The 25,085-nt window shown below is 67.0% G+C and carries 15 protein-coding genes; 14 read left to right on the forward strand and 1 reads right to left on the reverse strand.

The genetic code is table 11. The features are described from left to right. Positions 1-231 precede the first annotated feature (231 nt). Positions 232-954: an META and DUF4377 domain-containing protein gene (locus BM382_RS04775; RefSeq protein ID WP_015635425.1), complete on the forward strand. Its 723-nt coding sequence runs from the start codon at positions 232-234 to the stop codon at positions 952-954. 97 nt (positions 955-1,051) lie between these two features. Here the strand turns inward: BM382_RS04775 and BM382_RS04780 are convergent, their stop codons facing one another. Further along, entirely contained in the window at positions 1,052-5,911 is a 4,860-nt protein-coding gene (locus BM382_RS04780; protein WP_011061034.1) for an NAD-glutamate dehydrogenase, read from the reverse strand. A 546-nt stretch (positions 5,912-6,457) separates the two neighbouring features. On the opposite strand from BM382_RS04780, the gene BM382_RS04785 reads away from it, so the two are divergent. The 13 genes from BM382_RS04785 (at position 6,458) to BM382_RS04845 (ending at position 24,981) form a co-directional block, all read left to right on the forward strand. Further along, positions 6,458-6,814, forward strand: coding sequence for a hypothetical protein (locus BM382_RS04785; RefSeq protein WP_019094865.1), 357 nt, complete (start codon positions 6,458-6,460; stop codon positions 6,812-6,814). A gap of 478 nt (positions 6,815-7,292) precedes the next feature. After that, positions 7,293-8,252 carry an AAA family ATPase gene (locus BM382_RS04790; protein WP_003218556.1) on the forward strand — a complete coding sequence of 320 codons (960 nt, stop codon included), beginning with the start codon at positions 7,293-7,295 and terminating at the stop codon, positions 8,250-8,252. Positions 8,253-8,257: 5 nt separating this feature from the next. Further along, on the forward strand, positions 8,258-9,199 hold the full coding sequence (locus BM382_RS04795; protein ID WP_011061032.1) for a DUF58 domain-containing protein: 942 nt from the start codon (positions 8,258-8,260) through the stop codon (positions 9,197-9,199). After that, positions 9,196-9,690, forward strand: coding sequence for a DUF4381 domain-containing protein (locus BM382_RS04800; protein ID WP_011061031.1), 495 nt, complete (start codon positions 9,196-9,198; stop codon positions 9,688-9,690). The genes BM382_RS04795 and BM382_RS04800 overlap by 4 nt, the downstream gene beginning before the upstream one ends. After that, positions 9,683-10,759 carry a vWA domain-containing protein gene (locus BM382_RS04805; RefSeq protein WP_011061030.1) on the forward strand — a complete coding sequence of 359 codons (1,077 nt, stop codon included), beginning with the start codon at positions 9,683-9,685 and terminating at the stop codon, positions 10,757-10,759. The genes BM382_RS04800 and BM382_RS04805 overlap by 8 nt, the downstream gene beginning before the upstream one ends. Then, the gene (locus BM382_RS04810) at positions 10,756-12,501 is read left to right on the forward strand and encodes a tetratricopeptide repeat protein (protein WP_072442054.1); all 1,746 of its coding nucleotides are present in this window, start codon (positions 10,756-10,758) and stop codon (positions 12,499-12,501) included. The genes BM382_RS04805 and BM382_RS04810 overlap by 4 nt, the downstream gene beginning before the upstream one ends. Continuing rightward, positions 12,498-14,132: a BatD family protein gene (locus tag BM382_RS04815; RefSeq protein ID WP_072442056.1), complete on the forward strand. Its 1,635-nt coding sequence runs from the start codon at positions 12,498-12,500 to the stop codon at positions 14,130-14,132. Before BM382_RS04810 ends, BM382_RS04815 begins: the two co-directional genes overlap by 4 nt. Before the next feature lie 296 nt (positions 14,133-14,428). Continuing rightward, entirely contained in the window at positions 14,429-16,174 is a 1,746-nt protein-coding gene (locus BM382_RS04820) for a caprolactamase subunit beta (RefSeq protein WP_011061027.1), read from the forward strand. A 19-nt stretch (positions 16,175-16,193) separates the two neighbouring features. Further along, the gene (locus BM382_RS04825; RefSeq protein WP_011061026.1) at positions 16,194-18,281 is read left to right on the forward strand and encodes a caprolactamase subunit alpha; all 2,088 of its coding nucleotides are present in this window, start codon (positions 16,194-16,196) and stop codon (positions 18,279-18,281) included. A 91-nt stretch (positions 18,282-18,372) separates the two neighbouring features. Then, positions 18,373-19,344 (forward strand): AraC-like ligand-binding domain-containing protein, encoded by a 972-nt coding sequence (locus BM382_RS04830; protein WP_072442058.1) that lies wholly within the window; start codon positions 18,373-18,375, stop codon positions 19,342-19,344. A 134-nt stretch (positions 19,345-19,478) separates the two neighbouring features. Then, the gene (locus tag BM382_RS04835; protein WP_011061024.1) at positions 19,479-20,723 is read left to right on the forward strand and encodes an exonuclease SbcCD subunit D C-terminal domain-containing protein; all 1,245 of its coding nucleotides are present in this window, start codon (positions 19,479-19,481) and stop codon (positions 20,721-20,723) included. Beyond that, on the forward strand, positions 20,720-24,364 hold the full coding sequence (locus tag BM382_RS04840) for an AAA family ATPase (protein WP_072442060.1): 3,645 nt from the start codon (positions 20,720-20,722) through the stop codon (positions 24,362-24,364). Before BM382_RS04835 ends, BM382_RS04840 begins: the two co-directional genes overlap by 4 nt. Beyond that, entirely contained in the window at positions 24,361-24,981 is a 621-nt protein-coding gene (locus BM382_RS04845) for a glutathione S-transferase (RefSeq protein WP_011061022.1), read from the forward strand. Before BM382_RS04840 ends, BM382_RS04845 begins: the two co-directional genes overlap by 4 nt. Positions 24,982-25,085 lie beyond the last annotated feature (104 nt).

Below are 25,085 nucleotides of genomic sequence, written 5' to 3' on the forward strand. Positions count from 1 at the left end.
ATCGGTAACGGCGGAGGTCGCCTTGCGGCGGCTTGCGGCCCACGCAGCACTGGCCCGACGACCTCACCGCCACAGGTTACCGGCCTGGGCCTGCCCCCCCATGCGGCAGGCCATACTCCATCAAGGCTGAAAGAGCGAACCATGAAGCAAAACATCCTCCTCGTATCCGTCTGTGCCGCCCTGCTCCAGGCCTGCACCCCGGCTTCCACCACCCCTGAAGGATCTTCTTCCATGCCCGCCAGCACTGCCTCCGTCAGCGCCCAGCCTGCGCTGTCCGCCTACTACTGGCAGCTGGTTGCGGCCCGCGATGCGGCGGGCAAGCCCGTCGCCGCCCTGGACAAGGGCATCGAGCGCCAGCTGCGCCTGACCTTCGCCGGGCAGAACCTGAGCATCAGCGGCGGCTGCAACCGCCAGTTCGGCGGCTTCCAGCATGAAAATGGCGTGCTCAAGGTACAGCCACTGGCCGCCACCCTGATGGCCTGCGAGCCGAAACTGATGGCCCTGGACGCACAAATCGCCAACCTGCTCAAGGGCGACCTGCGCACCACCTTCGGCGGCGACCAGTCGACCCCGACCCTGCAACTGGCCACCCAGGACGGCACCCTGCTCACGTTCGAAGGCCAGCCCACCCCGGAAACCCGCTACGGCAGCCAGGGCCAGACCCGCTTCCTGGAAGTGGCGGCCAAGACCGTCAAGTGCAGCCACCCGCTGATCCCCGACTTCCAGTGCCTGCAAGTACGTGAGCGCCGCTACGACGACGCCGGCCTGCAGCTGCCGACCCAGGACACCTGGCACCCGCTGTACCAGTCCATCGAGGGCTACGAGCACCAGGACGGCGTGCGCAATGTGCTGCGGGTCAAGCAGTACGAGTGGAAGAATGCACCCGCCGATGCCCCGTCCAGCGTCTATGTGCTGGACATGGTGGTCGAGCAGGACGCCTCGGCGGCCCATTGAGCCGAGCCACCCGCCAGCCGGCACAAACCGACAGGCAATAAAAAAGCCCCGTATCGCAAGATACGGGGCTTTTTTGGTTCTGGGCGGGGTCAGGCCGTTACAGCACCGACTGACCGCTCATGGCCAGGTCCAGCAACTCGCGGTTGGCCACCGCATACATGGCGTAGTCGGTGCCGCTGGCGGCACGGATTTCCACCATCATGGCGCGCCAGCGATCGGCCATGCTCGCGTTCTGCTCCAGCCACAGGGCCACGCGGGCCTCCATGTCATCCGGCGCATCGGCCATCTGCAGGACCTTGATGGTGATCGCCCGCTGCTGCCAGTCCACGTCATCGCGGAAGGCTTCGCGCGCCGCCGCCTGCCAGTTGTTGGCCACCGGCAGATCGCTGATCTGCTGCAGGTACCACGGCAGGTCGAGGGCACTGCCCACGGCGAAGTAGGCCTTGGCCACTTCCGCCGCATCGTGGCCGGTCACATCAGCGGCCTCGATGATCGGCAGCAGGGTGTACAGGTGGGTAGTGCCTGCAACCATGCGCGCCAGCAACTCCGGCACACCGGCTTCGACATAGGCGGTGTAACGGGCTTGCCAGCCCTCGCGGGTCGGGCCTTCGAGCAGCTCGTCGAGCTTCAGGCCCAGCGCCGCCAGGTGCGGACCGAAGTGCGCAACGTCACGCGCCGCATCCTGCTCGTTGCGCCGGCTGCGCAGGAACCAGCGGGTGGCACGACGGCCCAGGCGCATCAGCTCGTCCATCAACGCCAGTTGCACTTCAGCCGAAACCTGGTGGTCCAGGGCTTCGATCTGACGGAACCAGTGCGGGAGGTGGAAGATGTCCCGCACGATCACATAGGCACCGGCGACGTTCGCCGGGCTCATGCCGGTGGACTCCTTCAGGCGCTGCACGAAGGTAATGCCCATGTGGTTGACCAGGTCGTTGGCGATCTGGGTGCTGACGATCTCGCGCTTGAGACGATGGCGACGCATGGCCTCGGAGAACTTGGCCACCAGGCTTGGCGGGAACGCGGTCTCCATGTCACGGGTCAGGTAGTCGTCATCCGGTACCAGGGACTTGAGCAGGGCTTCCTTGAGGTCGATCTTGCTGTAGGAAATCAGCACCGACAGTTCCGGACGGGTCAGGCCCTTGCCGGTGGCGGCGCGCTCGGTGAGCTGCTCCTCGGTCGGCAGGTACTCGATGGCGCGGTCCAGCTTGCCACGGCCTTCCAGGTCGCTCATCAGGCGCTTGTACTCGGCGGCACGCTCGTAGGCACGGCGCGCAGCCAGGGACAGGGCCTGGGTCTGCTTGTAGTTGTTGCCCAGCACCAGGCCGCCGACTTCGTCGGTCATGCTCGCCAGCAGCTGGTTGCGCTGCTTGTCGGTCATGTCACCGGCCTGCACCACTTCGTTGAGCAGGATCTTGATGTTCACTTCGTGGTCGGAGCAGTCCACGCCACCGGCGTTGTCGATGAAGTCGGTGTTGGAACCGCCGCCATTGAGGCCGAACTCCACACGACCCAGCTGGGTCATGCCCAGGTTGCCGCCCTCGCCCACCACCTTGCAGCGCAGCTCGTTGCCGTTGACGCGCAGAGCGTCGTTGGCCTTGTCGCCAACATCGGCGTGGCTCTCGGTGCTGGCCTTGACGTAGGTGCCGATACCACCGTTCCACAGCAGGTCCACCGGCGCCTTGAGCAAGGCGTTCAGCAGTTCGGTCGGGGTCAGCTTGTCGGCCTGGATGTCGAAGCGCTCTTTCATCTGCGGCGAGATGGCGATGCTCTTGGCGCTACGGGAGAAGATACCGCCGCCTTCGGACATGATGCTGGTGTCGTAGTCGCTCCAGGCCGAACGCGGCAGCGCGAACATGCGCTGGCGCTCGACGAAGCTGGTGGCCGGATCCGGGTTCGGGTCGATGAAGATGTGCAGGTGGTTGAACGCCGCCACCAGTTGCAGCTTGTCGGACATCAGCAAGCCGTTGCCGAACACGTCGCCGGCCATGTCGCCGACGCCGACCACGGTGATGCTGTCTTCCTGGACATTGATGCCGCGCTCGCGGAAGTGGCGCTGCACGCCAACCCACGCACCCTTGGCGGTGATGCCCATCTTCTTGTGGTCGTAACCGGCCGAACCACCGGAGGCGAAGGCGTCACCCAGCCAGAAGCCGTAGTCGATGGCAATGCCGTTGGCGATGTCGGAGAAGGTCGCAGTGCCCTTGTCCGCCGCGACCACCAGGTAGGGGTCATCGTCGTCATGGCGCACGACGTTGGCCGGCGGCACCAGGGCGCCGTCCTTCAGGTTGTCGGTGATGTCCAGCAGGCCGGAGATGAAGATGCGGTAGCAGGCGATGCCCTCGGCCGCGATCTCGTCCCGGCTGCCGCCCAGTGGCAGGCGACGCGGCAGGAAGCCGCCCTTCGCACCGACTGGCACGATCACCGAGTTCTTCACTTGCTGGGCTTTGACCAGGCCCAGGACTTCGGTGCGGAAGTCTTCTTCACGGTCGGACCAGCGCAGGCCGCCACGGGCAACGTTGCCGAAGCGCAGGTGCACGCCTTCGACACGCGGCGAGTAGACGAAGATTTCGAACTTGGGCACCGGTTTGGGCAGCTCGGGGATCAGGTGCGGGTTGAACTTGAAGCTGAAGTAGGACTTGTTCTGGCCGTTGGCGTCGGTCTGGTAGAAGTTGGTGCGCAGGGTGGCCTTGATCAGGTCCAGGTAGCGCCGCAGGATGCGGTCTTCGTTGAGCACCTGGACGTCGTCCAGGGCGGTGAGGATCGCCTGCTCCAGACGCTGCTGCTTGTCTTCCAGGTCGTCGCTGGTGAGCTTGCGCGCCAGGTAGAAGCGGGTCTTGAACAACCGGGTCAACTCGCGGGCGATGTCGGTGTGGTTGTTCAGGGTGCTGGCGATGTAGCCCAGGTCGAAGCCCAGGCGGATCTGCTTCAGGTAGCGGGCGTAGGCACGCAGCAGCGCCACGTCGCGCCATGGCAGGCCGGCGGTCAGCACCAGGCGGTTGAAGGCATCGTTCTCGGCATCGCCGCGCACGATATGGACGAAGGCGTCCTGCAGCGTGTCGTTGAGCTGCTGGATATCCAGGTCCAGGCCTTCGGCGGCGGTGAAGGCGAAGTCGTGGATCCAGAACTCACGGCCATTGTTGTGACGCAGGCGGTACGGGAATTCGCCCAGCACGCGCAGGCCGAGGTTTTCCAGGATCGGCAGCACGTCGGACAGAGCCAGCGGGGTGTCGGCGTGGTACAGCTTGCAGTGCAGCTCGCGCTGGCCGGAGACCTGGCCCAGGGGCTGGTAGAAGCTCATCACCAGCGGGTTGGCTTCGGTGAGGCTCAGCAGGTGCTGCATGTCCACCACCGCCGAATGGGCAGCGAAGCGCTCGCGGTAGCCGGCCGGGAAGCCTTTGGGGAAGTCCGCCAGCACATTGGTGCCGTGGGCTTCGCCGAAGCTTTCCACCACCAGGCTGGCGTAGTCGTCCTGCCAGCTGCGGCAGGCCTGCACCACTTCTTTTTCCAGCAGCAGCGGATCGATGTCGATGCGCTGCTTCGGGTCCACCCGCAGGATCAACTGCACACGGGCCAGCACCGACTCGGAGAAGAAGGTCCAGAACTCGCAGTCGGTGGCTTGCAGGCGATCCATCAGCACTTGCTGGATCTTCTGCCGCACTTCGGTGGAATAGATGTCGCGCGGCACGTAGGCCAGGCAGTAGCAGAAACGACCGTAGGGGTCTTTGCGCAGGAACACGCGGATCTTGTTGCGTTCCTGGATCTGCACGATGGACATCACGGTGCTGAACAGCTCGTCCACCGGGGTCTGGAACAGATCATCGCGGGGCAGCACTTCCAGGACCTGGGCCAGTTCCTTGCCCAGGTGCGCCTTGGCCTGGAAGCCCGAGCGCTGCTCGATGGCTTCGACCTTGCGGCGGATGTAAGGGATCACCCGCACGCTCTCGCCGTACACCGAAGAGGTGTACAGGCCCATGAAGCGGCATTCCTTGATGACCTTGCCGTCGGCATCGATCTGGCGGATCGAGACGAAATCCGGGTAGGCCGGACGGTGCACGCGGCTCGGGTGCGCGGCCTTGGCGAAGGACAGCGGCGTCGGTTCGCGCAGGTAGTTGACGGCGTAGTCTTCGATGCGCAGGTCATCGCTGGTCAGGCCGGCGCGCAGCAGCTTGGCCAGGCCGAGGAAGGAGTTCGGGTCATATTCGATATGCCCGCCGTCCTGGTCGGCGCCGACCACGAATTCTTCATAGCCGAGGAAGGTGAAGTGGTTGCCCACCAGCCATTCGAGGAAGCTCTTGATCTCGGTCTTTTCTTCGGCTGCGATCGGGAACTGGCTGTTGTCGATGCTCTGGATCAGTTCCTGGACCTTGGCCTTCATCGGCTCGAAGTCGGCGACGGCGACCCGCACTTCGCCCAGTACCTGCTCCAGCTCCTTGCCCAGCACGCTGAGTTCGGCGGCATTGGCGCAACGGTCGATCTCCAGGTACATCAGCGACTCTTGCTGAATGCCTTCGCCCTGGGTGCCCTTGGGCAGGATTTCCAGCAGCTCGCCCTTGCTGCCACGACGTACGCTGAGCACGGTGGTCTGCAGGGTGTGGATGCTGTAGCCGCGACGGTTGAGCTCGGTGCGTACCGAGTCCACCAAAAACGGCAGGTCGTGGTGCAGGACTTCCACAGCAGTGTGGGTCGACTGCCAGCCATGGCGTTCGTAATCGGGGTTGTAGACGCGGACCTGCGGTTGCCCGTGGTCGAAGCGCTCAAGCAGGCGCCAGGCAGAAAGGGTGCAGCCCGCCAGGTCGGACATGCGACGCTGGGTGAGTTCGTCCAGGGAAATGATGCCGAAGAATTGTTCAGCGAACAGCGCCACTTGTGGCAGTGCCTGTTCACTGATGTGCTGCGCCAGTGCCGCTTGCAGTTGGTGCTGGAAGTCGGCTTTGCTGGCTGCGGTGAAGAACGCCATCTGTGGTACTCCGCTTGGGCTTGTTATTGATGGAAGCGTCGCGTGCAAACCCCTCGCGGGGCGGTGCTGCATCCTGCTCCTGGTCTCGGGCAGAGGTAGCAGGATGACAGGTGGGTGAAGCTGGACGAGACGCACAGGTCACATTCACCTTCCGGGATGGGCATCTGCAAAAACGACTGACGCTTGCCGGGAAACCGAGCGCAATGCCTTTACAGGTGACCATCACAAATCAGACGCAACCTATTGCACTAAGAACAAATTGTCCGCTGCGCAGCTTAACGAGTGCGATGTGACAGCTGCTTGCGATGCTGCGACATATTCGGTCAACGGCACGCAGCAGAACGCTCACGCTTTGAGCAACACTAGCAGCCGCGGTGGAAAAACCGGTTTTTTTCCCCGGATTCACGGTACTTGCGTACCAAAAGTGACTGCCGCAGCGATTGTGTTCACGACCTGTTCTCTGACAGACAAGCCAGCAGAAATTCCATCGGGCTGGCAGAATTGTTTCCTTTCTGCCCGCCCGGCCACTCTCTCAGGAATGCCCCCATGCACATGACCACCGCCCACCTGATCGCCAACCCATGCGACGACGAAGAAGACAACATGGCCATGCTCTGCTGCCACAGCACCCAGGGCGAGATGTTCCTGATGAGCCGCTACCCGGACGAAGACGAACTGGAGATCACCCTCGACGGCGAGCCCTCGACCCTCGATGGCGTCAAGGTGACCCTGAGCCCCACCACCCTGCTGATCGAAATCGCCGCGGCCGACGCCGACGCCCTGAACGGCGCCGACCACCTGGAGATCCGCCACAGCACCGCTGCCTCGGACCTGGCCGAAGTGGAGGAAACCCTGCAGAACATCCTCAAGGGCACCGGCACCTACATCAGCCAGCTGTCCTGAGCGACAGTGCCCTTCCCGGTAGGAGCTGGCTTGCCTGCGAAGGCGTCTTGGGCCCCGCCGCAAACCTTGCCGGCCCCTTCGCCGGCAAGCCGGCTCCTACCAGAGCCCCAACACCGCGCCCGAGCGTAGGAGCTGGCTTGCCAGCGAAGGCGTCTTCGGCCCCGCCGCAAACCCTGCCGGCCTCTTCGCCGGCAAGCCGGCTCCTGCCAGAACCCCAACACCGCGCCCGAGCGTAGGAGCTGGCTTGCCAGCGAAGGCGTCTTCGGCCCCGCCGCAAACCTTGCCGGCCTCTTCGCCGGCAAGCCGGCTCCTACCGGGGGTGCGCGTGGTGCTGAATAAAACACGGATTTTTTTCGACTAATTCGCCAAATCAGGTTTTCCCCGTTAGTCGCCGACCCCCGCTATGGATTAAAGTATCGCCCCCAGCCCCGACGTTCCCTCAACGCCCGGGGCGCACCCTCTCCAGGAACAGTCACCGATGGAACATCGTGAAGCGCTTTTGGCGCTGCGAACCTTTCTTTCAACGCAGATTCTCGGCCAGGAAAAACTCATCGAGCGCTTGCTTATCGCCCTGCTCGCCGACGGCCACATGCTGGTCGAGGGCGCTCCAGGGCTGGCCAAGACCAAGGCCATCAAGGAGTTGGCCGAAGGCATTGAAGCGCAATTCCATCGGATCCAGTTCACCCCCGACCTGCTGCCCGCCGACATCACCGGCACCGAGATCTATCGCCCGGAAACCGGCAGCTTCGTGTTCCAGCAAGGCCCGATCTTCCACAACCTGGTGCTGGCGGACGAAATCAACCGCGCCCCGGCCAAGGTCCAGTCGGCCCTGCTCGAAGCCATGGCCGAGCGCCAGGTCAGCGTCGGGCGCAGCACCTATGAACTGTCGCCGCTGTTCCTGGTGATGGCGACCCAGAACCCCATCGAGCAGGAAGGCACCTACCCGCTGCCCGAAGCCCAGCTCGACCGCTTCCTGATGCACGTCAAGATCGGCTTCCCGGACGCCGCCGTGGAGCGGCGGATCCTCCAGCAGGCCCGCGGCGAAGCCCTGAACGGCGAGACCAAGCCCGAGCGCCGGGTCAGCCAGCAGGCGATCTTTGCCGCACGCAAGGAAATCCTCGGCCTGTACATGGCCGATGCGGTGGAGGAATACCTGGTGCAACTGGTGATGGCCACCCGCACCCCGGCCAAGTTCGACCCGGAGATGGCCGAGTGGATCGCCTACGGCGCCAGCCCCCGCGGTTCCATCGCCCTGGACCGCTGCGCCCGGGCCCACGCCTGGCTCGCCGGCCGCGACTTCGTCAGCCCCGAAGACATCCAGGCGGTGCTGTTCGACGTACTGCGCCACCGCATCATCCTGTCCTTCGAGGCTGAAGCGGCCGGCATCGACCAGGACCGTGTGGTACAGCGCATCCTCGACGTCGTTGCCGTCGCCTGAAGCCCATGACCCAGCCCGTTGCCGAACCCGGCATTCGCATCACCCTCGGCGAGCTGATCGAGATGCGCCATCGCGTGCGCGAGGTGCAGCTGTTCTCCACCCCCAGCCAGCGCAGCCCGCTGATCGGCCTGCACCACTCCAAGCTGCGCGGGCGCGGCGTGGACTTCGACCAGGTGCGGGTCTACCAGGCCGGCGACGACGTGCGCACCATCGACTGGCGGGTTACCGCGCGCACCCAGGAACCGCACACCAAGCTGTTCCACGAAGAGCGCGAGCGGCCGATCTTCATCATGGTGGAACAGAGCCGCCAGCTGTTCTTCGGCTCCGGGCTGATGTTCAAGTCGGTGCTCGCCGCCCAGGCCGCGAGCCTGATCGGCTGGGCCGCCCTGGGCCATAACGACCGGGTCGGCGGGCTGGTCTACGGCGACGACGAGCACTACGAGATCAAGCCGCGGCGCAGCAAGCAGAGCCTGTTGCAGCTGCTCAACCGCCTGGTGCGGGTCAACCAGTCGCTGCACAGCGAAGCCCGGCCCCAGCGCGACGCCCTGGGCACCGCGCTGCTGCGCGGGCGCGAAGTCCTGCGTCCCGGCAGCCTGGTGATCGTGATCTGCGACGAACGCGCCCTGAGCGACGCCGCCGAGCAGCAACTGAGCCTGCTGTCGCGCCATTGCGACCTGCTGTTGATGCCCCTTTCCGACCCGCTGGACCACGCCCTGCCCGCCGCCGGCCTGCTGCGCTTTGCCGAACGCGGCGCCCAGCTGGAACTGGACACCCTGAACTACGACCTGCGCCAGGCCTACCGCGCCATGAGCGAAGCGCGCATCGCCCGCTGGGAACGCCTGGCGCAAAAGCTGCGGGTGCTGCTGATGCCCCTGAGCACCCAGAGCGAGATGGTCGAGCAGCTGCGCGAGTACCTCAACCCGCAGCGCCCCGGAGCCGGCCGATGAGCAGCCTGGAACAACTGCAACCGCTGCTGCCGCCGCCCGCGGTCAGCCTGTGGCCGCCGGCCCCGGGCTGGTGGCTGCTGGCGATCCTGCTGCCGCTGCTGGGCCTGGCCCTCTGGCACTGGCGCCACCTGTGGCCGCGCAAGGCCGTGCGCGCCCGCAGCGAGCAGCCCCTGGACCCGGTGCGCCTGGCCGCCCTGGCAGAACTGGCGCTGCTGCCCAAGCCCTATGACGGTGCCCCCGCCGGCGCCTGGCTGCAGGCCTTGAATGCCCTGCTCAAACGCCTGTGCCGCAACCATTACCCCTACAGCCAGAGCCACACCCTGAACGGGCGCAAATGGCTGGCGTTCCTCGATAACCGTTGCCCGGCCGCCGGCCTGACCCGCTGGATGGTGCTGGTGGAAGGCGCCTACAAGCCCGAATGCAAGCTCGACGACAAAGCCATCGCCGGCCTGACCCAGGCGGTGGACACCTGGATTCGCAAGCATGTTTGAGTTCGCCTGGCCCTGGGTCTTCGTCCTGCTGCCGCTGCCCTGGCTGCTGCGCCTGGTGCTGCCGGTGGCCGACAGCGGCGAGCCGGCGCTGAAAGTGAGTTTTCTCAGTGACCTGGAAGGCCTGTCCAAGCGCCGGGCCCGCGCCCACCTCCCGGCCTGGCGCCAGCAGGTGCGTTTCATCCTGCTCTGGCTCCTGCTGCTGTTGGCCGCCGCGCGCCCGCAATGGCTGGGCGACCCCTTGCCGGTGGCCGCCAGCGGCCGCGACCTGCTGGTGGCGGTGGACGTTTCCGGCTCCATGGATTTCCCCGACATGCAATGGCAGGACGAGGACGTCAGCCGCCTGAACCTGGTCAAGCACCTGCTGGGGGACTTTCTCGAACACCGCGAAGGCGACCGGGTGGGCCTGATCCTGTTCGGCAGCAAGGCCTACCTGCAGGCGCCCCTGACCTTCGACCGGCACACGGTGCGGGTCTGGCTGGATGAAGCGAAGATCGGCATCGCCGGCAAGAACACCGCCATCGGCGATGCCATCGGCCTGGCCCTCAAGCGCCTGCGCCAGCGCCCGGCCCAGAGCCGGGTGCTGATCCTGGTCACCGACGGCGCCAACAACGGCGGCGAGATCGCCCCCATCACCGCCGCCCGGCTGGCCGCCGAGGAAGGGGTGAAGATCTACCCCATCGGCATCGGCGCCGACCCGGAACAGAGCGCCACCCTCGGCGTGCTGGGCATCAACCCGAGCCTGGACCTGGACGAACCGGCCCTCAAGGAGCTGGCGCAAGTCACTGGCGGGCGCTATTTCCGCGCCCGGGACGGCCAGGAGCTGCAAGCGATCAAGCAAACCCTCGACCAACTGGAACCGGTGGCCCAGCAACCGACCCAGGCACGCCCGGCCCAGGCCCTGTACCACTGGCCCCTGGCCACGGCGTTGCTGCTCAGCGTGCTGCTGGTGCTGCGCGAGCGCTGGCCGCAGAACCCGCTGCAACGCTTCTTCACCCAGTCGAACTTCCTGCTGCCTGCCCATGACTGGCGCCAGCGGCTCAAGCGCCTGCGCTTGCGGAGGCGTCGATGATCAGCCTCTGGCCCCATTGGTTCCGCCCCGGCTGGTTGCTGGTACTGCCCCTGCTGGCGCTGCTGCTGTGGAAGCTCTGGCACCGGCAGAAACGCGCCGGGCGCTGGCAGATGATCCTGCCCCCGGCCTTTCACGCCGCCCTGCTCAGCGGCGGCAATGGCCGCGAAAGCAAGCTGCCCTGGGTGGCCCTGGGCCTGGCCTGGCTGCTGGCGGTGCTGGCCCTGCTGGGCCCCAGCTGGCAGCGGGTGGAACAGACCAGCCAGAAACCCGCCGACCCGCTGGTGGTGCTGCTGGAGCTGACCCCGCAGATGCTCGCCAACGACGTGCCGCCCGATCGCCTGGAGCAGGCCCGGCACAAGCTGCTGGACCTGTTGCAACTGCGCAGCGACGCGCAGACCGCCATCGTGGTCTACGCCGGCAGCGCCCACACCCTGGTGCCGCTGTCCGATGACCTGGCCACCAGCCGCAACCTGCTGGACGCCCTCAAGCCATCGATCATGCCCCAGGCCGGCCAGCGCGCCGACCTGGCCCTGCTCAAGGCCCTGAAGCTGCTGGACCAGGGGGCCCTGGGCCAGGGCCGGGTGCTACTGATGGCCTCCTCCCTCAACGAAGAGGAACGCCAGGGCATCCGCCAGGCGCTCAAGGGCGACGCCCCGCAGTTGCTGATGCTCGGCTTCGGCAGCCGCGACGGCGCCCCGGTGGCCCAGGAAGACGGCAGCTACCTCAAGGACGACCAGGGCGCGATCCTGGTATCGCGCCTGGACAGCCCGGACCTCAAGCACTTCATCGGCGACGTGGGCGGGCGCTACCGCCAGGCGCGCCTGGACGACAGCGACCTGCGCGGCCTGGGCCTGCTGGGCGGCCCGCAAGGCCTGCGCAGCGACGGCCAGACCCTGCGCCTGGATACCTGGGCCGACCAGGGCTACTGGCTGCTGCTGCCGCTGTTGCTGCTGGCCGCCTGCGCCGGGCGCCGGGGCTGGCTGTTCTGCCTGCCCCTGCTGCTGTTCGCCGTGCCGCAACCGAGCTACGCCTTCGACTTCAATGACCTGTGGCTGCGCCCCGACCAGCAGGGCCAGCGGCTTCTGCAACAGCAGCGCCCGGCGGAGGCCGCGCGGCATTTCCAGGACCCGCAATGGCAAGGCGTGGCCTTGTACGAAGCCGGCAACTACACTGCCGCCGCCGAGCGTTTCGCCGAGGGCAACGACGCCCGCGCCCACTACAATCGCGGTAACGCCCTGGCCCGCAGCGGCGAGCTGGAAGCCGCCATCGACGCCTACGAGCAGGCCCTGGAACGCCAGCCGGACCTGCAACCGGCGTTGCAGAACAAGGCCCTGGTGGAAAGCCTGCTGCAACAGCAACAGGCCCAGGCGCAAACACCGCCACCGGCGAAGAAGCCGGACACCCCCGAAGGCGACGACACCCGCCCGGGCCCCAGCGGCGCGGCCACCCAGCCACCACCGGGCAGCAATGGCCCGCAGGACCCGGCACAGGCGCCGGCCAACGAAGGTGACACGCCGCCGCCGGATCCACAAACCGCCGGCCACAGTGAAGTGCCCGGCAGCGAGCTGGACGACCAGCACACCACCACCCCGCTGCGCCCGGTGGAGGACAGCCTGGACGCTGAACACCAGCAGGCGCTGGAACAATGGCTGCGCAAGATCCCCGACGACCCGGGTGAATTGCTCAGGCGCAAATTCTGGTACGAACAGCAACAACATCAGGATCAGGGAAAAACTCGATGACCCGCTGCACCGCCCTACTGCTTGCCCTCGCGTTCTGCACTGGCCAGTCCCAGGCTGCCGGCCTGCTCGCCAGCCTGGACCGCAGCCAGGTCAATTCCGGGGAAACCGTCGAGCTGACCCTGGAGTCCACCGATGTCACCCAGTTCGGCAAGCCGGACCTGGCGCCCCTGGAGGCACAATTCGAGGTGCGCGGCACACGCCAGGTCAACCAGCTCAACGGCCTGGGGGACAACCACGCCAGTACCCGCTGGATCGTCACCCTGCTGCCGCGCCATACCGGCACCCTGGAAATCGCCCCGCTGCAACTGGGCAGCCTGCAGAGCCAGCCCCTGAGCCTGCAGGTCAACACCAGCCCGGCCCAGGACCAGAACGCCCGCCTGGAACCGGTGTTCATCGAAGCCGAGCTCGACCAGCCCAGCGTCTATGTCCAGGCCCAGGCCCTGCTGACCCTGCACATCTACCACTCGGTGCCGCTGTTCGACGACAGCAGCCTGAGCCCGCTGCTGCTGAGCGACACCCGGGTGGAACAGCTGGGCGAGCCGCGCACCTACGAAAAGCTCATCAATGGCGTGCGCCACGGGGTGATCGAGATGCGCTACGCGCTCTATCCCCAGCGCAGCGGGCCGTTGCAGATTCCCGCGCTGACCTTCAGCGCCACCCTGGCCAACCCGGACCCGGGTCAGGAAACCAGCTCGCAGACGCCCCGGGCCGGCAAGCTGATCCACGTCAGCTCCAGTGACATCAGCCTGCAGGTCAAGGCCAAGCCCGCCACCTACCCGGCCGACGCGCCCTGGCTGCCGGCCCGCAGCCTGAGCCTGAGCGAAAGCTGGAACCCGGAGCCCGAGCACCCTCAGGTCGGAGACTCCCTGACCCGCAGCCTGACCCTGCGCGCCGAAGGCCTGTCCAGCGCCCAGTTGCCGCCGCTGCCCCTGGCCGACGTCAATGGCCTGCGCAGCTACCCGGACCAGCCGCAGTTGAGCAACCAGCACGTTGAACAGGGCCTTCTGGGCATTCGCGAAGACCGCCAGGCGCTGGTGCCCACCCGCCCCGGCAACGTCGAACTGCCCGCCATTGAAGTGACCTGGTGGAACACCGTCGAAGACCGCCTGGAAAGCACCAGCCTGCCAGCGCGGGCCCTGCAGGTGGCGAACAACCCGAGCCTGGTGGTGGACACCCCGGCAGGCAACGCCCCGGCCGGGCCCGACAGCAGCAACCTGTGGCTGTGGCAACTGAGCACCCTGCTGCTGGCTTGCACCACCCTGCTGGGCTTCGGCCTGTGGTGGCGCGCCCGCTGGCAGCCGGCGGTGCTGCGCGCCACCCAGACCGGCCCCAGCCCGCGCTCGCTGCTGGACGACCTCAAGCGTGCCTGCCAGGCCAACGACCCCCAGGCCACCCGCCAGGCCCTGGACGCCTGGGCCCGGCAACAGCCCGAAACCCTGGCCGAAATGGCCGCGCGCTTCGTGCCGCTGTCCGACGCCCTGGACGGCCTCAACGGCGCGCTCTACAGCGAGACCGGCCAGTACTGGCAGGGCGAGGAACTGTGGCGAGCGATACGCGCCATCCCGATCGACGAACGGGTCCAGGATCCGGTGGCAGACACCACCAGCCTGCCGCCGCTGTACCCCAAGTAACCGGCGCTTCGCGCAGCCCCCGTAGGAGCCGGCTTGCCGGCGACCTCCCGCGCAGGAGCCGGCTTGCCGGCGAAAAGCCCCTTAAGCCATGCCGCGCCGGGGCGGGCCTGTTCGCTGGGGAGCCAGCTCCTGCAGCGCGTGCCCCCCCCACATTCAACAGTGGCAACAGTGCACCAGAACGCAAAAAGCCCTGCACCCGGCGACAAGCCAGGTGCGCCTGGCTGCGCGTAGCTTAAGGCCGTGGGCGCAACAGCCGTCGCGCCCCACCCCGAGAACAACAAGAACTCAGGTGAGCCATGAGCACAGTAGATCCGATCACCCTCGCCGTGGTGCGAGGGGCGCTGGAAACCGCCCAGCGTGAAATGACCCTGACCCTGGAGAAAACCGGCCGCTCCAGCGTCTTCAACCTGGCCCACGACTACTCCAATGCCTTGTTCGACCACCTCCCGGAAATGGTCCTCCAGGGCCAGGACATCCCGATCCACCTCGGCTCGCTGATCCCGGCGATGAAATGCGTGGCCGGATTCTTCGGCGACGACATCCATGAAGGGGACGTGATCTACCACAACGACCCGGCCTACCAGGGCAGCCATATCCTCGACTGCTGCATGTACAAACCGGTGTTCTACCGGGGCGAGCTGGTGTTCTGGGCGGTGTGCAAGGGCCACCTCACCGACATCGGCGGCCCGGTGCCCGCCGGCTACAACCCGGACGCCAGGGAGATCTATGCCGAGGGCCTGCGGATTCCGCCGGTCAAGCTCTGGTCCCGGGGCCAGCGCCGCGAGGATGTGATCAACCTGCTGCTGACCAACATGCGCGCCCGGGTCTACCAGGAAGGCGACCTGAATGCCCAGTACGGCGCCTGCAGCGTCGGCGAGCGGCACCTGCTGCAACTCCTGGAGCGCTACGGCGTGGAACAGGTGCGCGCCTGCATCGGCGAGCTCAAGGACATGGCCGACCGGCACATGCGCGCCCTGCTGCGCGAGGTGCCGGATGGCCTCTACCACGGCAGCGCGGTGCTGGAGGATTCGGGCCACGGCCTGGGCCAGCTGACCATCACCGCCCAGGTGCAGATCAGCGGCGATCAGGCCCGGGTGCGCATCGACAGCCCGCCCCAGGTGCCCTACTTCATCAATTCCTACGCCGGCAACTCGGTGTCCGGGGTGTACCTGGGGCTGATGATGTTCGCCCAGGTGCCGCCGCCCTATAACGAGGGCCTGTACCGCTGCATCAGCGTCGACCTGGGGGAGCCCGGAACCCTGTGCAACGCCAGCGAACCCGCGCCCCACGTCAACAGCACCACCACCCCCATGGAAACCCTCGCCGACGCGGTGCGCCAGGCCCTGGAGCAGGCCGCGCCGGAACGGGTCACCGCGTCCTGGGGCCATGCCAGCGGGATCAACATCGCCGGCCACGACCCGCGCAACGACAACGCCGAATACGTGACCATGGTCCTGGCCTCGATCATCTCCGGGGCCGGGGCCAACCAGGCCATGGACGGCTGGCCGGCCTGCGGCCCGTTGTGCTGCTTCGGCGCGCTGATGTCCGGCGACATCGAACTGCTGGAATACGCCTACCCGATCCTCATCCACCGCTACAGCCTGATCACCGACAGCGGCGGCGCCGGGCAGTTTCGCGGCGGCTCGGGCACCTGCATCGAGATCGAACCCTTGCAGCACCCGATGACCGTGGTGGGTTTCGGCGAGGGCCGGCAACTGCCCACCGCCGGCGCCGCGGGGGCGCGCAACGGCCTGCTGGCGCCCAAGCTCGGGCGCCTGACCCATCGCCGTGCCGACGGCCAGGAACACACCTACCAGCACAACGCCCAGTTGACCGCACAACCCGGAGAGCGGGTGATCAACCTCAACCCCGGCGGTGGCGGCTATGGCGACCCCTTCCTGCGGCCCCTGGAGCGAGTGGCCGAAGACCTGCGCAATGGCCTGGTCTCCCTCGAAGGCGCGCGCCTGGACTACGGCGTGGTGTTCGACGCCGAGCAGCGCCTGGACCACGACGCCACCCGCGCCCTGCGCGCCCGCCCCTGAACCCACGGAGCATCCCCCCATGAGCAAACACTATCGCCTGGGCATCGACGCCGGCGGCACCTTCACCGATTTCATCCTCGCCGACCAGCTCGGCAACGTGCAGCTGTTCAAGGCCCCCTCGACCCCGCAGGACGGCACCCTGGCCATCCGCAACGGCCTGGCGCAGATGGCCGACGCCCTGGGGCGCAGCCCGGCGCAGATCATTGGCGACTGCGACCTGTGCATCAACGGCACCACCGTGGCCCTCAACGCCCTGATCGAGAAGACCGGGGCCAAGGTCGGCCTGCTGTGTACCGATGGCCACGAAGACAGCCTGGAAATCCGCCTGGGGCACAAGGAAGACGGCCATCGCTACGACGCCAGCTACCCCCAGGCCCACATGCTGGTGCCGCGCCACCTGCGCCGGCCCATCGGCGGGCGCATGCGCAGCGACGGCCAGGAGCACGCGCCCCTGGACGAAACGGCGATCCTGCGGGCCATCGAGTACTTTCGCGAGCAGGAGGTGCAGGCGGTGGCCATCTCCTTTGTCTGGTCGGTGCGCAACCCGGCCCACGAGCAGCGCGCCGCACAGCTGGTGCGCGCGGCCCTGCCCGGGGTCTTCGTCTGCACCGGCAATGAAGTGTTCCCGCAGATCCGTGAATACACCCGTACCTCCAGCACCGTGGTCAACGCCTACCTGAGCCCGGTGATGCAACGCTACGTGGAGCGCATCGACAGCCTGTTCGAAGAACTGGGGGCACAGCAGCCGACCCGCTACTTCCAGTCCAACGGCGGCCTGGCCCCCGGCGCGATCATGAGCACCCGGGCGGTCAATGCCATCAATTCCGGCCCGGCCTCGGCGCCCCAGGCCGGGCTGTGCGTGGCCCGGCCATTCGGTATCGACAACGTGATCACCGTGGACATGGGCGGCACCTCCTTCGACATCACCCTGAGCCAGGGTGGGCGCACCAACTTCAGCAAGGACAGCGACTTTCTGCGCTACCGCATCGGCGTGCCGATGATCCAGGTGGAAACCCTCGGCGCCGGTGGCGGCTCCATCGCCCACCTGGACCCCTTCGGCATGCTCCAGGTCGGCCCGCGCAGCGCCGGAGCCAACCCCGGGCCGGTGTGCTACGGCAAGGGCGGCAGCGAGCCAACGGTGACCGACGCCAACCTGGCGCTGGGCTACCTGGCGGACGGCGCCTTGCTCGGCGGCAGCATCCGCCTGTCACGCCAGGCGGCGCTGCAGGCCATCGCCAGCCGGATCGCCGAGCCCCTGGGCATCAGCATCGAGCGCGCGGCGCTGGGAATCATCACCCTGGTCAACCTGAACATGGTCAGCGGCATCCGCCGGGTATCGGTGGAGCGCGGCTACGATCCCCGCCAGTTCGCCCTGATCGGCGCCGGCGGCGCGGCGGGCATGCACGTGGTCCGCCTGGCCGAGGAAATCGGCAGCCAGGTGGTGCTGATTCCCAAGGTGGCCTCGGGGCTGTGCGCCTTCGGGCAGATCCTCTCGGACATCCGCTACGACCAGCTGACCACCCTGCCCATGCGCCTGGACGACCAGCATGTGGACCTGGCGCTGCTCAACCGGACCCTGGCCCGGCTGCGCGAACAGGGCCTGGAGAACCTGCGCCAGGACGGCTTCAGCAACGGCAACCGGGTCGATACCCAGTACCACCTGGAAATCCGCTACCTGGGGCAGATCCACGAATGCAGCGTCGAGCTGGCCAGCAACGAGCTGGACCCGGCCGGTCTCGGCGCCCTGCGCGAGGCCTTCCACAGCCGGCACAAGGCGCTGTTCTCCTACAGCGAGCCGCAGAGCCCGATCGAGCTGGTGAACCTTGAATGCTCGGTGATCGCCAGGCTGCAGCACCCACCGATGCCGGAGTTGCCGATCCCCGAGCAGCAGGTGCCGGCAACGCCTCGGGAACAGCGCTCGATGCTGTTCGACGAAGCCGGCGGCTGGCAACCGACGCCGGTCTACCAGGGCGAACAGCTGCAGGCCGGGCAGACCCTCACCGGCCCCTGCGTGATCGAGGAAGCCACCACCAACATCGTGGTGCCGCCGGGCTGGCAGGCGACGCTCGCGCCCTCGGCCTGCTACCGGCTGACGCCTGCCGATTGACCGACCCGCGCTTTTGCCCAAAGATCACCGGCACCGTGGCTGACCACCCGGTGCTGTCCTGACTAAAAAACACAAGAAAGCAGGAGTGATGATGGTTCAGCAGCTATCCACCCGTTACTGGCCCGAGCACCAATGCCAGCCCCGCTGGGCCGAAGCCATTGGCAACGCCTACTTTCCCCTGTCCCTTGAATTCAGCAGCGACCGCCCCTTCCAGGGCAACCTGCGGATCTGGGAAACCCCCAGCAGTGCCCTGGCCCTGTCGCGCCTGCGTTCCAGCCGCCTGGGCTATTCCCGGAGCAAGGCCCAGGTCAGCAACGACACCCAGGCCTGCTACCTGGTGACCATTCCCCGGCGCCACGAGGTGCTGTTCGAACAGGACGGCCGCGAGCTGCATTGCCGCCCCGGCAGCTTCATCTTCGAGCGGGGCGATGCGCCCTACCGCTTCCGCTACGCCAGCGACAACGATCTCTGGGTGTTCAAGCTGCCGGAGCAGGCCCTGCACGGCCAGTTGCGCGGCGCCGAGCGCTACACCCGTTTCTGTTTCGATGCCCGGCGCGGCCTGGGGCGGATCTTCGCCGACCAGTTGGCCATGTGCGCCGCGCGCTTCGACGAATGCGCCCCGGCGGCGCGGCATATGCTGCTGGAACAGGCCCTGGCGACCCTGCTGCTGACCCTGCGCCAGGACGAACGGGTGCTCAGCAGTGAAAGCTCCAGCCTCGCCGCCCTGCACCTGCAACGCATCGAAAGCTACGTGGAGCAGCACCTGGGCTCGGCGGAGCTCAACCCCAGGCAGATCGCCAGCGCCTGTGGCATTTCCCTGCGCTATCTGCACAAGCTCTTTGCCGACAGCCCCTTCAGCCTGGGCGAATGGATTCGTCAGCAGCGCCTTTGCGCCGTGCACCGCCAACTGCGCGACGCCCACTGCCGCCTGTCGATCGGCGAGCTGGCCGCGCGCTGGGGGTTTGCCGACCAGGCCCAGTTCGCCCGGCACTTTCGCCAGCAGTTCGGCTGCACCGCCAGCGAAATGCGCGCCGGCCAGGGCACTGCCGTACCGCGTCACTGAACGCCGGCCCCACTTGGCAGCGCCGGGGCATTTGCCACGGCTCGGGCATGAACACGCATTTGCCAGTAAACTCTCTGCCCTTTCGCCGCGGTCACCCTTATGTGCGGCCAAGCCTTTTGCATGCGGAGCCTGCCTTGCGTCTGTTTCACACCTCCGACTGGCACCTGGGCCAGAACCTCCACGGCCAGGAACGCGACTTCGAACACGCCTGTTTCCTGGAGTGGCTGCTGCGCCAGCTCAAGCACGAACAGCCCGATGTGCTGCTGATCGCCGGCGATATCTTCGACACCGTCAACCCGCCGGTCAGCGCCCAGGAGCGGCTCTACGACTTCATCGTCAGCGCCCACGAGCAGCAGCCGGCCCTGACCGTCGTGATGATCGCCGGCAATCACGACTCCGGCTCGCGCATCGAGCTGCCGGCGCCCCTGATGCGCCGCCTGCGCACCCACGCCCTGGGCCGGGTGCTGTGGCTGGACGACGGCCAGTTGGACGCCGAGCGCCTGCTGCTGCCGCTGCCCGACGCCAGCGGCCAGGTCGCCGCCTGGTGCCTGGCCCTGCCGTTCCTGCGGCCGGCGGAAGTCACCGGCCGCCAGCTGGGCGACGACTACCTCAAGGGCATTGCCCAGGTCCACGAATGGCTGATCGCCGCGGCCAACGCCAAGCGCCAGCCGGGCCAGGCCCTGGTCGCCGTCAGCCATGCGCACATGGCCGGCGGCTCGGTCTCGGAAGATTCCGAACGCAGCCTGATCATCGGCAACGCCGAGGCCCTGCCCGCCAGCCTGTTCGGCCCGGACATCAGCTACGTGGCCCTGGGCCACCTGCACAAGCCGCAGAAGGTCAACGGCGAGGAGCGCATCCGCTACAGCGGCTCGCCGATCCCGCTGTCGTTCTCAGAGATCGGCTACCAGCACCAGATCCTCGACGTGCGCCTGGACGGCGAGACCCTGGTCAGCGTCGAACCGCGGCTGATTCCCCGCGCGGTGAACCTGCAACGCCTGGGCCCGGCGCCCCTGGGGGAACTCCTGACCCAGCTCGGCGAGCTGCCGGACATCGACCTGTTGGCCGAGGAGCAGCGCCAGCCCTGGCTGGAAGTGCGGGTGCGCCTGGACGAGCCCCAGCCGGACCTGCGCCAGCAAGTGGAAAGCGCCCTGCAAGGCAAGGCCGTGCGCCTGGTGCGGATCGCCGCCGAATACGCCGGCAAGGGCGCAGGTGACGGTGAAGAGGCCAGTGCCGAGCTGATCGAGCTGGACCAGCTGACCCCCGAAGAGCTGTTCCGCCGCGCCTGGCGCGACGCTTACGCCAACGAGGTGGACGAAGCCACCCTCAAGGATTTCGCCCTGCTGTTGCAGGACGTCCAGCAAGAAGGTGAACAGCCATGAAGATCCTGGCCATCCGCCTGAAGAACCTGGCCTCCCTGGCCGGCCCCTTCGAGATCGACTTCACCGCCGAGCCCCTGGCCAGCGCCGGGCTGTTCGCCATTACCGGGCCCACCGGCGCCGGCAAGAGCACCCTGCTGGATGCCCTGTGCCTGGCGCTGTTCGGCGCGGTGCCGCGGCTGAACAATATCGGCCGCGAGACCAAGGTCCCCGAGGTCGACAGCGAGATCCTCACCAGCGACCCGCGCACCCTGCTGCGCCGCGGCACCGGCAGCGGCTATGCCGAGGTGGATTTTGTCGGCATCGACGGCCGTCGCTACCGCGCCCGCTGGGAAACCAACCGCGCCCGCGACAAAGCCACCGGCAAGCTGCAAGGCAGCCGGCAGAACCTCACCGACCTTGACAGCGAACAGCTGCTGAGCAACCAGAGCAAGAGCGAATACAAGCAACTGATCGAGGCCCGCCTGGGGCTCAACTTCGAACAGTTCACCCGGGCGGTGATGCTGGCCCAGAGCGAGTTCAGCGCCTTTCTCAAGGCCGACGACAAGGAACGCAGCGAGCTGCTGGAAAAGCTCACCAACACTGCGGTCTACAGCCAGTTGGGGCGCCGCGCCTACAGCAAGAGCAAGGAGGCCGAAGACGCCCACAAGGAGCTCAAGGCCCAGGCCAGCGGCATCAGCCCGCTGGAGCCCGAGGCCCGGGCCGAGCTTGAACAGCAGTTGAGCCAGGCCCAGCAACAGCTCAAGGAGCAACAGGCCCAGCTCAGGCAGTTGGAAGCCCAGCACGTCTGGCTCAAGGAACTGCGCCAGTGGCAGGAAGCCCGGCAGAGCGCCGCCGAACAACTGCAAGCGGCCGAACAGGACGCCCAGGCCCTGGCCCCGGAGCGCCTGCGCCTGCAACGCCTGGAGCAACTGGCGCCGCAGCGGCACCAGTTCCTGCGCCAGGCAGAGCTGGGCGCCAGCCTGCTGCCGTTGCGCCAGCAGATCCAGCAGCAGGTCGAACAGCAAGGCGCCCTGCAACAACAGCAGGAACGCCTGCAACAGCAACTGCAGGACGCCGGCACGGCCTTGTCCCAGGCCCAGGAACAGCACAGCACCAGCGCCCCGTTGCTGCGCGAAGCCTTTGCCGAACAGGCCAACCTGGAGCGCCTGGGGCAGAGCCTGGCCCAGGCCGAGGCCCAACGCAGCCGCGCCGAGCAGGCCAGCACCGAGGGCCAGCAAGGCATCCAGCAACTGCTGGAAAAACAGCGCCTGGTGGGCGAACGCCTGGAGCGGATCGCCGGGCAACTGGCCCACAGCGTCGCCCTCGCCCCCTTGAGCGACGCCTGGAACGCCTACCGCGAACGCCTGCAACAGCTGATGCTGATCGGCAATCGCCTGCACCAGGGCCAGGCCGAACTGCCGGCCCTGGAACAGCGCGCCAGCAGCGCCGCCCAGCAACTGAGCGAGCAACGCACGCAGCTCGAACTGCTCTACAGCGAAGCCGGGGCCGAGCCCCAGGCGGTGGCCGAGCAGATCCAGTTGCTCGGCACCCTGCTCCAGGACAACCGCAAGCAGCAGCGCGCCGTCGAAGAGCTGGCCCGGCTCTGGGCCCAGCAACGCGAACTGGACCAGCGCGGCCAGGCCCTGCAGGACAGGCAGCAGGCGGTGGCCGCCCAGCGCGAGGAGCTGAACAAGGTCGGCCTGCAGGCCAAGGCCGAGCTGGTGGTGGCCGAGCAGACCCTGAGCGTCACCCAGGCCCTGCTGGAGCGCCAGCGGCTGGCCCGCAGCGCCAGCGTCGAGGAATTGCGCGCCCAATTGCAGAGCGACCAGCCGTGCCCGGTGTGCGGCAGCGTCGAGCACCCCTACCACCAGCCTGAAGCCTTGCTGCAGAGCCTCGGGCGTCACGACGAGAACGAGGAAGCCAGCGCCCGCAAGACGGTGGACAGCCTCAAGGAACAGCTCAACGAACTGCGGGCCCAGGTCCAGGGGCTGATCGCCCAGCAGAAGGAATTCCTCCAGCAGCAGGAACAACTGGCGAGCCAGCAGCAAGCCCTGGCCCCAAGCCTGCAAGCCCACCCCTTGAGCGCCAGCCTCCTGGACCAGGACCCGCCCAAGCGCGACGCCTGGCTGCAACAGCAACTCGACCAGCTGCAGCAGAGCATCACCCAGGACGAAAACCGCCAGGGCGCCCTGCTGACCCTGCAAAAAGATGCCGCGCGCCTGCAAAACCAGCTGCAGGCAGCAATCGACGCCAGCCAGCAGGCCGCCCAGCACCTGGACAAGCAACAGCAGCAACTGAGCGCCGACCGCCAGCGCCTGGACGAGGAACTGGCCAGCTTCAGCCACCTGCTGCCGGCAGAGGTCCTCGACGGCCTGCGTCGCGACCCGGCCAGCACCTTCATGCAGCTCGACCAGCAGGTGCTGCAACGCATCGAGCAACTGCGCGAGCAGCAGGAAGAGGCCGAAGAACAGCAACAGCGCCAGCTGACCCTGGAAAAGGAACAGGACCGCCAGTTGACCCGCCAGCAGCAACTGGCCGAGGCCCAACAGCAGTTCGACACCCTGCACCAGCAGCAACACGCCTGCCAGCACAGGCTCGCCGAACTGCTGGGCCAGCAACCCAGCGCCGAGCACTGGCAGCAGCACCTGGAGCAAGCCGTGGACCAGGCCCGCAGCGCCCAGGCCCTGGCCCAGCAACAGCAGCAGGCACTGCACCAGCAAGCGATCGAGTTGGGCGCCGAGCTCAAGGCCCGGGAAGAACGCCTGCAAGCCCTGGAAAGCGAACAACAGCAGCTGGCCGCCAGCATCGAGCAGTGGCGCGCCGGGCACCCGGAACTGGATGACGCCGGCCTGCAACAGTTGCTGGAGCTGGACGAAGAACAGGTGCAGCAACTGCGCCAGCGCCTGCAAGACAACGACAAGGCCATCGAGCAGGCCAAGGTGCTGCTGCAGGAACGCCAGCAGCGCCTGGAACAGCATCAGGCCCAGCACAACGGCAACCTGGAGACCGAACAACTGGCCCAGGCCCTGGAACAGCTGCAGCAACAGGCCCAGGCCAGCGAACAACAGGTGGCGGACCTGCGTGCACGGCAAAGCGAGGACCAGCGCCGCCAGGCCGCCAACCAGGCCCTCAACCAACGCCTTGAACAGGCCTACGCCCAGTGGCAGCGCTGGGCCCGGCTCAGCGCCCTGATCGGCTCGGCCGAAGGCGACAAGTTCCGCAAGATCGCCCAGGCCTACAACCTCGACCTGCTGGTGCACCACGCCAATGCCCAACTGCGCCAACTGGTGCGCCGCTACCGCCTCAAGCGCGGTGGCAGCATGCTCGGCCTGCTGGTGCTGGACACCGAAATGGGCGACGAACTGCGCTCGGTGCACTCGCTGTCCGGCGGCGAAACCTTCCTGGTGTCCCTGGCCCTGGCCCTGGGGCTGGCCTCCATGGCTTCCAGCACCCTGAAGATCGAATCGCTGTTCATCGACGAAGGCTTCGGCAGCCTCGACCCCGAGTCCCTGCAACTGGCCATGGATGCCCTCGACGGCCTGCAGGCCCAGGGCCGCAAGGTGGCGGTGATCTCCCACGTACAGGAAATGCACGAACGGATTCCGGTACAGATCAAGGTCAGCCGCCAGGGCAATGGCCTGAGCAGCCTGGAGGTGAAATGAGCACGCTGCAAACGCCGGGGGCGACCCTCTACTCCTTCCGCCGCTGCCCCTACGCCATGCGTGCGCGGCTGGCCCTGCGCTATGCCGGGGTGCCAATGCGGATTGTCGAAGTCAGCCTCAAGGCCAAGCCGGCCGAGATGCTTGCGCTGTCGGCCAAGGGCACGGTGCCGGTGCTGGCACTGGAGGATCGGGTGATCGATGAAAGCCTGGAGATCATGCACTGGGCCCTGGCCCAGCATGACCCCGAGGATTGGCGGCTCACGGCGGACCCGACGGCCCAGGCGCAGATGGCGGCACTGATTGCCGAGAATGACCAGGTGTTCAAGGTGCACCTCAATCGCTACAAGTACGCCGAGCGCTACCCCGAGGCGCCCATGGAGCACTACCGGGCCCAGGGCGAGGCGTTTCTGGCGCGCCTCGATAGCCTGTTGCAGCAGCGCCGCTATCTGCTGGCGGAGCATCCGAGCCTGGCGGACATGGCGCTGCTGCCGTTTGTTCGCCAGTTTGCCCATGTGGACCGGGAGTGGTTTGCCCAGACGCCTTATCGCTCCTTGCAGGAGTGGTTGCAGGAGCGGCTAGCATCAGAGTTATTCCTGGCAGTCATGGCCAAACAATAACCTTCACAAGATGCGCGCATCGGCAGCCTCAAATAGATTGAGCTGCCGAAACAACAGGCTTTCAGAATCTTCCTAAAGACTTCATCCGCAACTAATAACTAAAC

It is taken from the genome of Pseudomonas sp. NFPP25 (genome assembly GCF_900116505.1).
GTDB lineage: Bacteria > Pseudomonadota > Gammaproteobacteria > Pseudomonadales > Pseudomonadaceae > Aquipseudomonas > Aquipseudomonas protegens.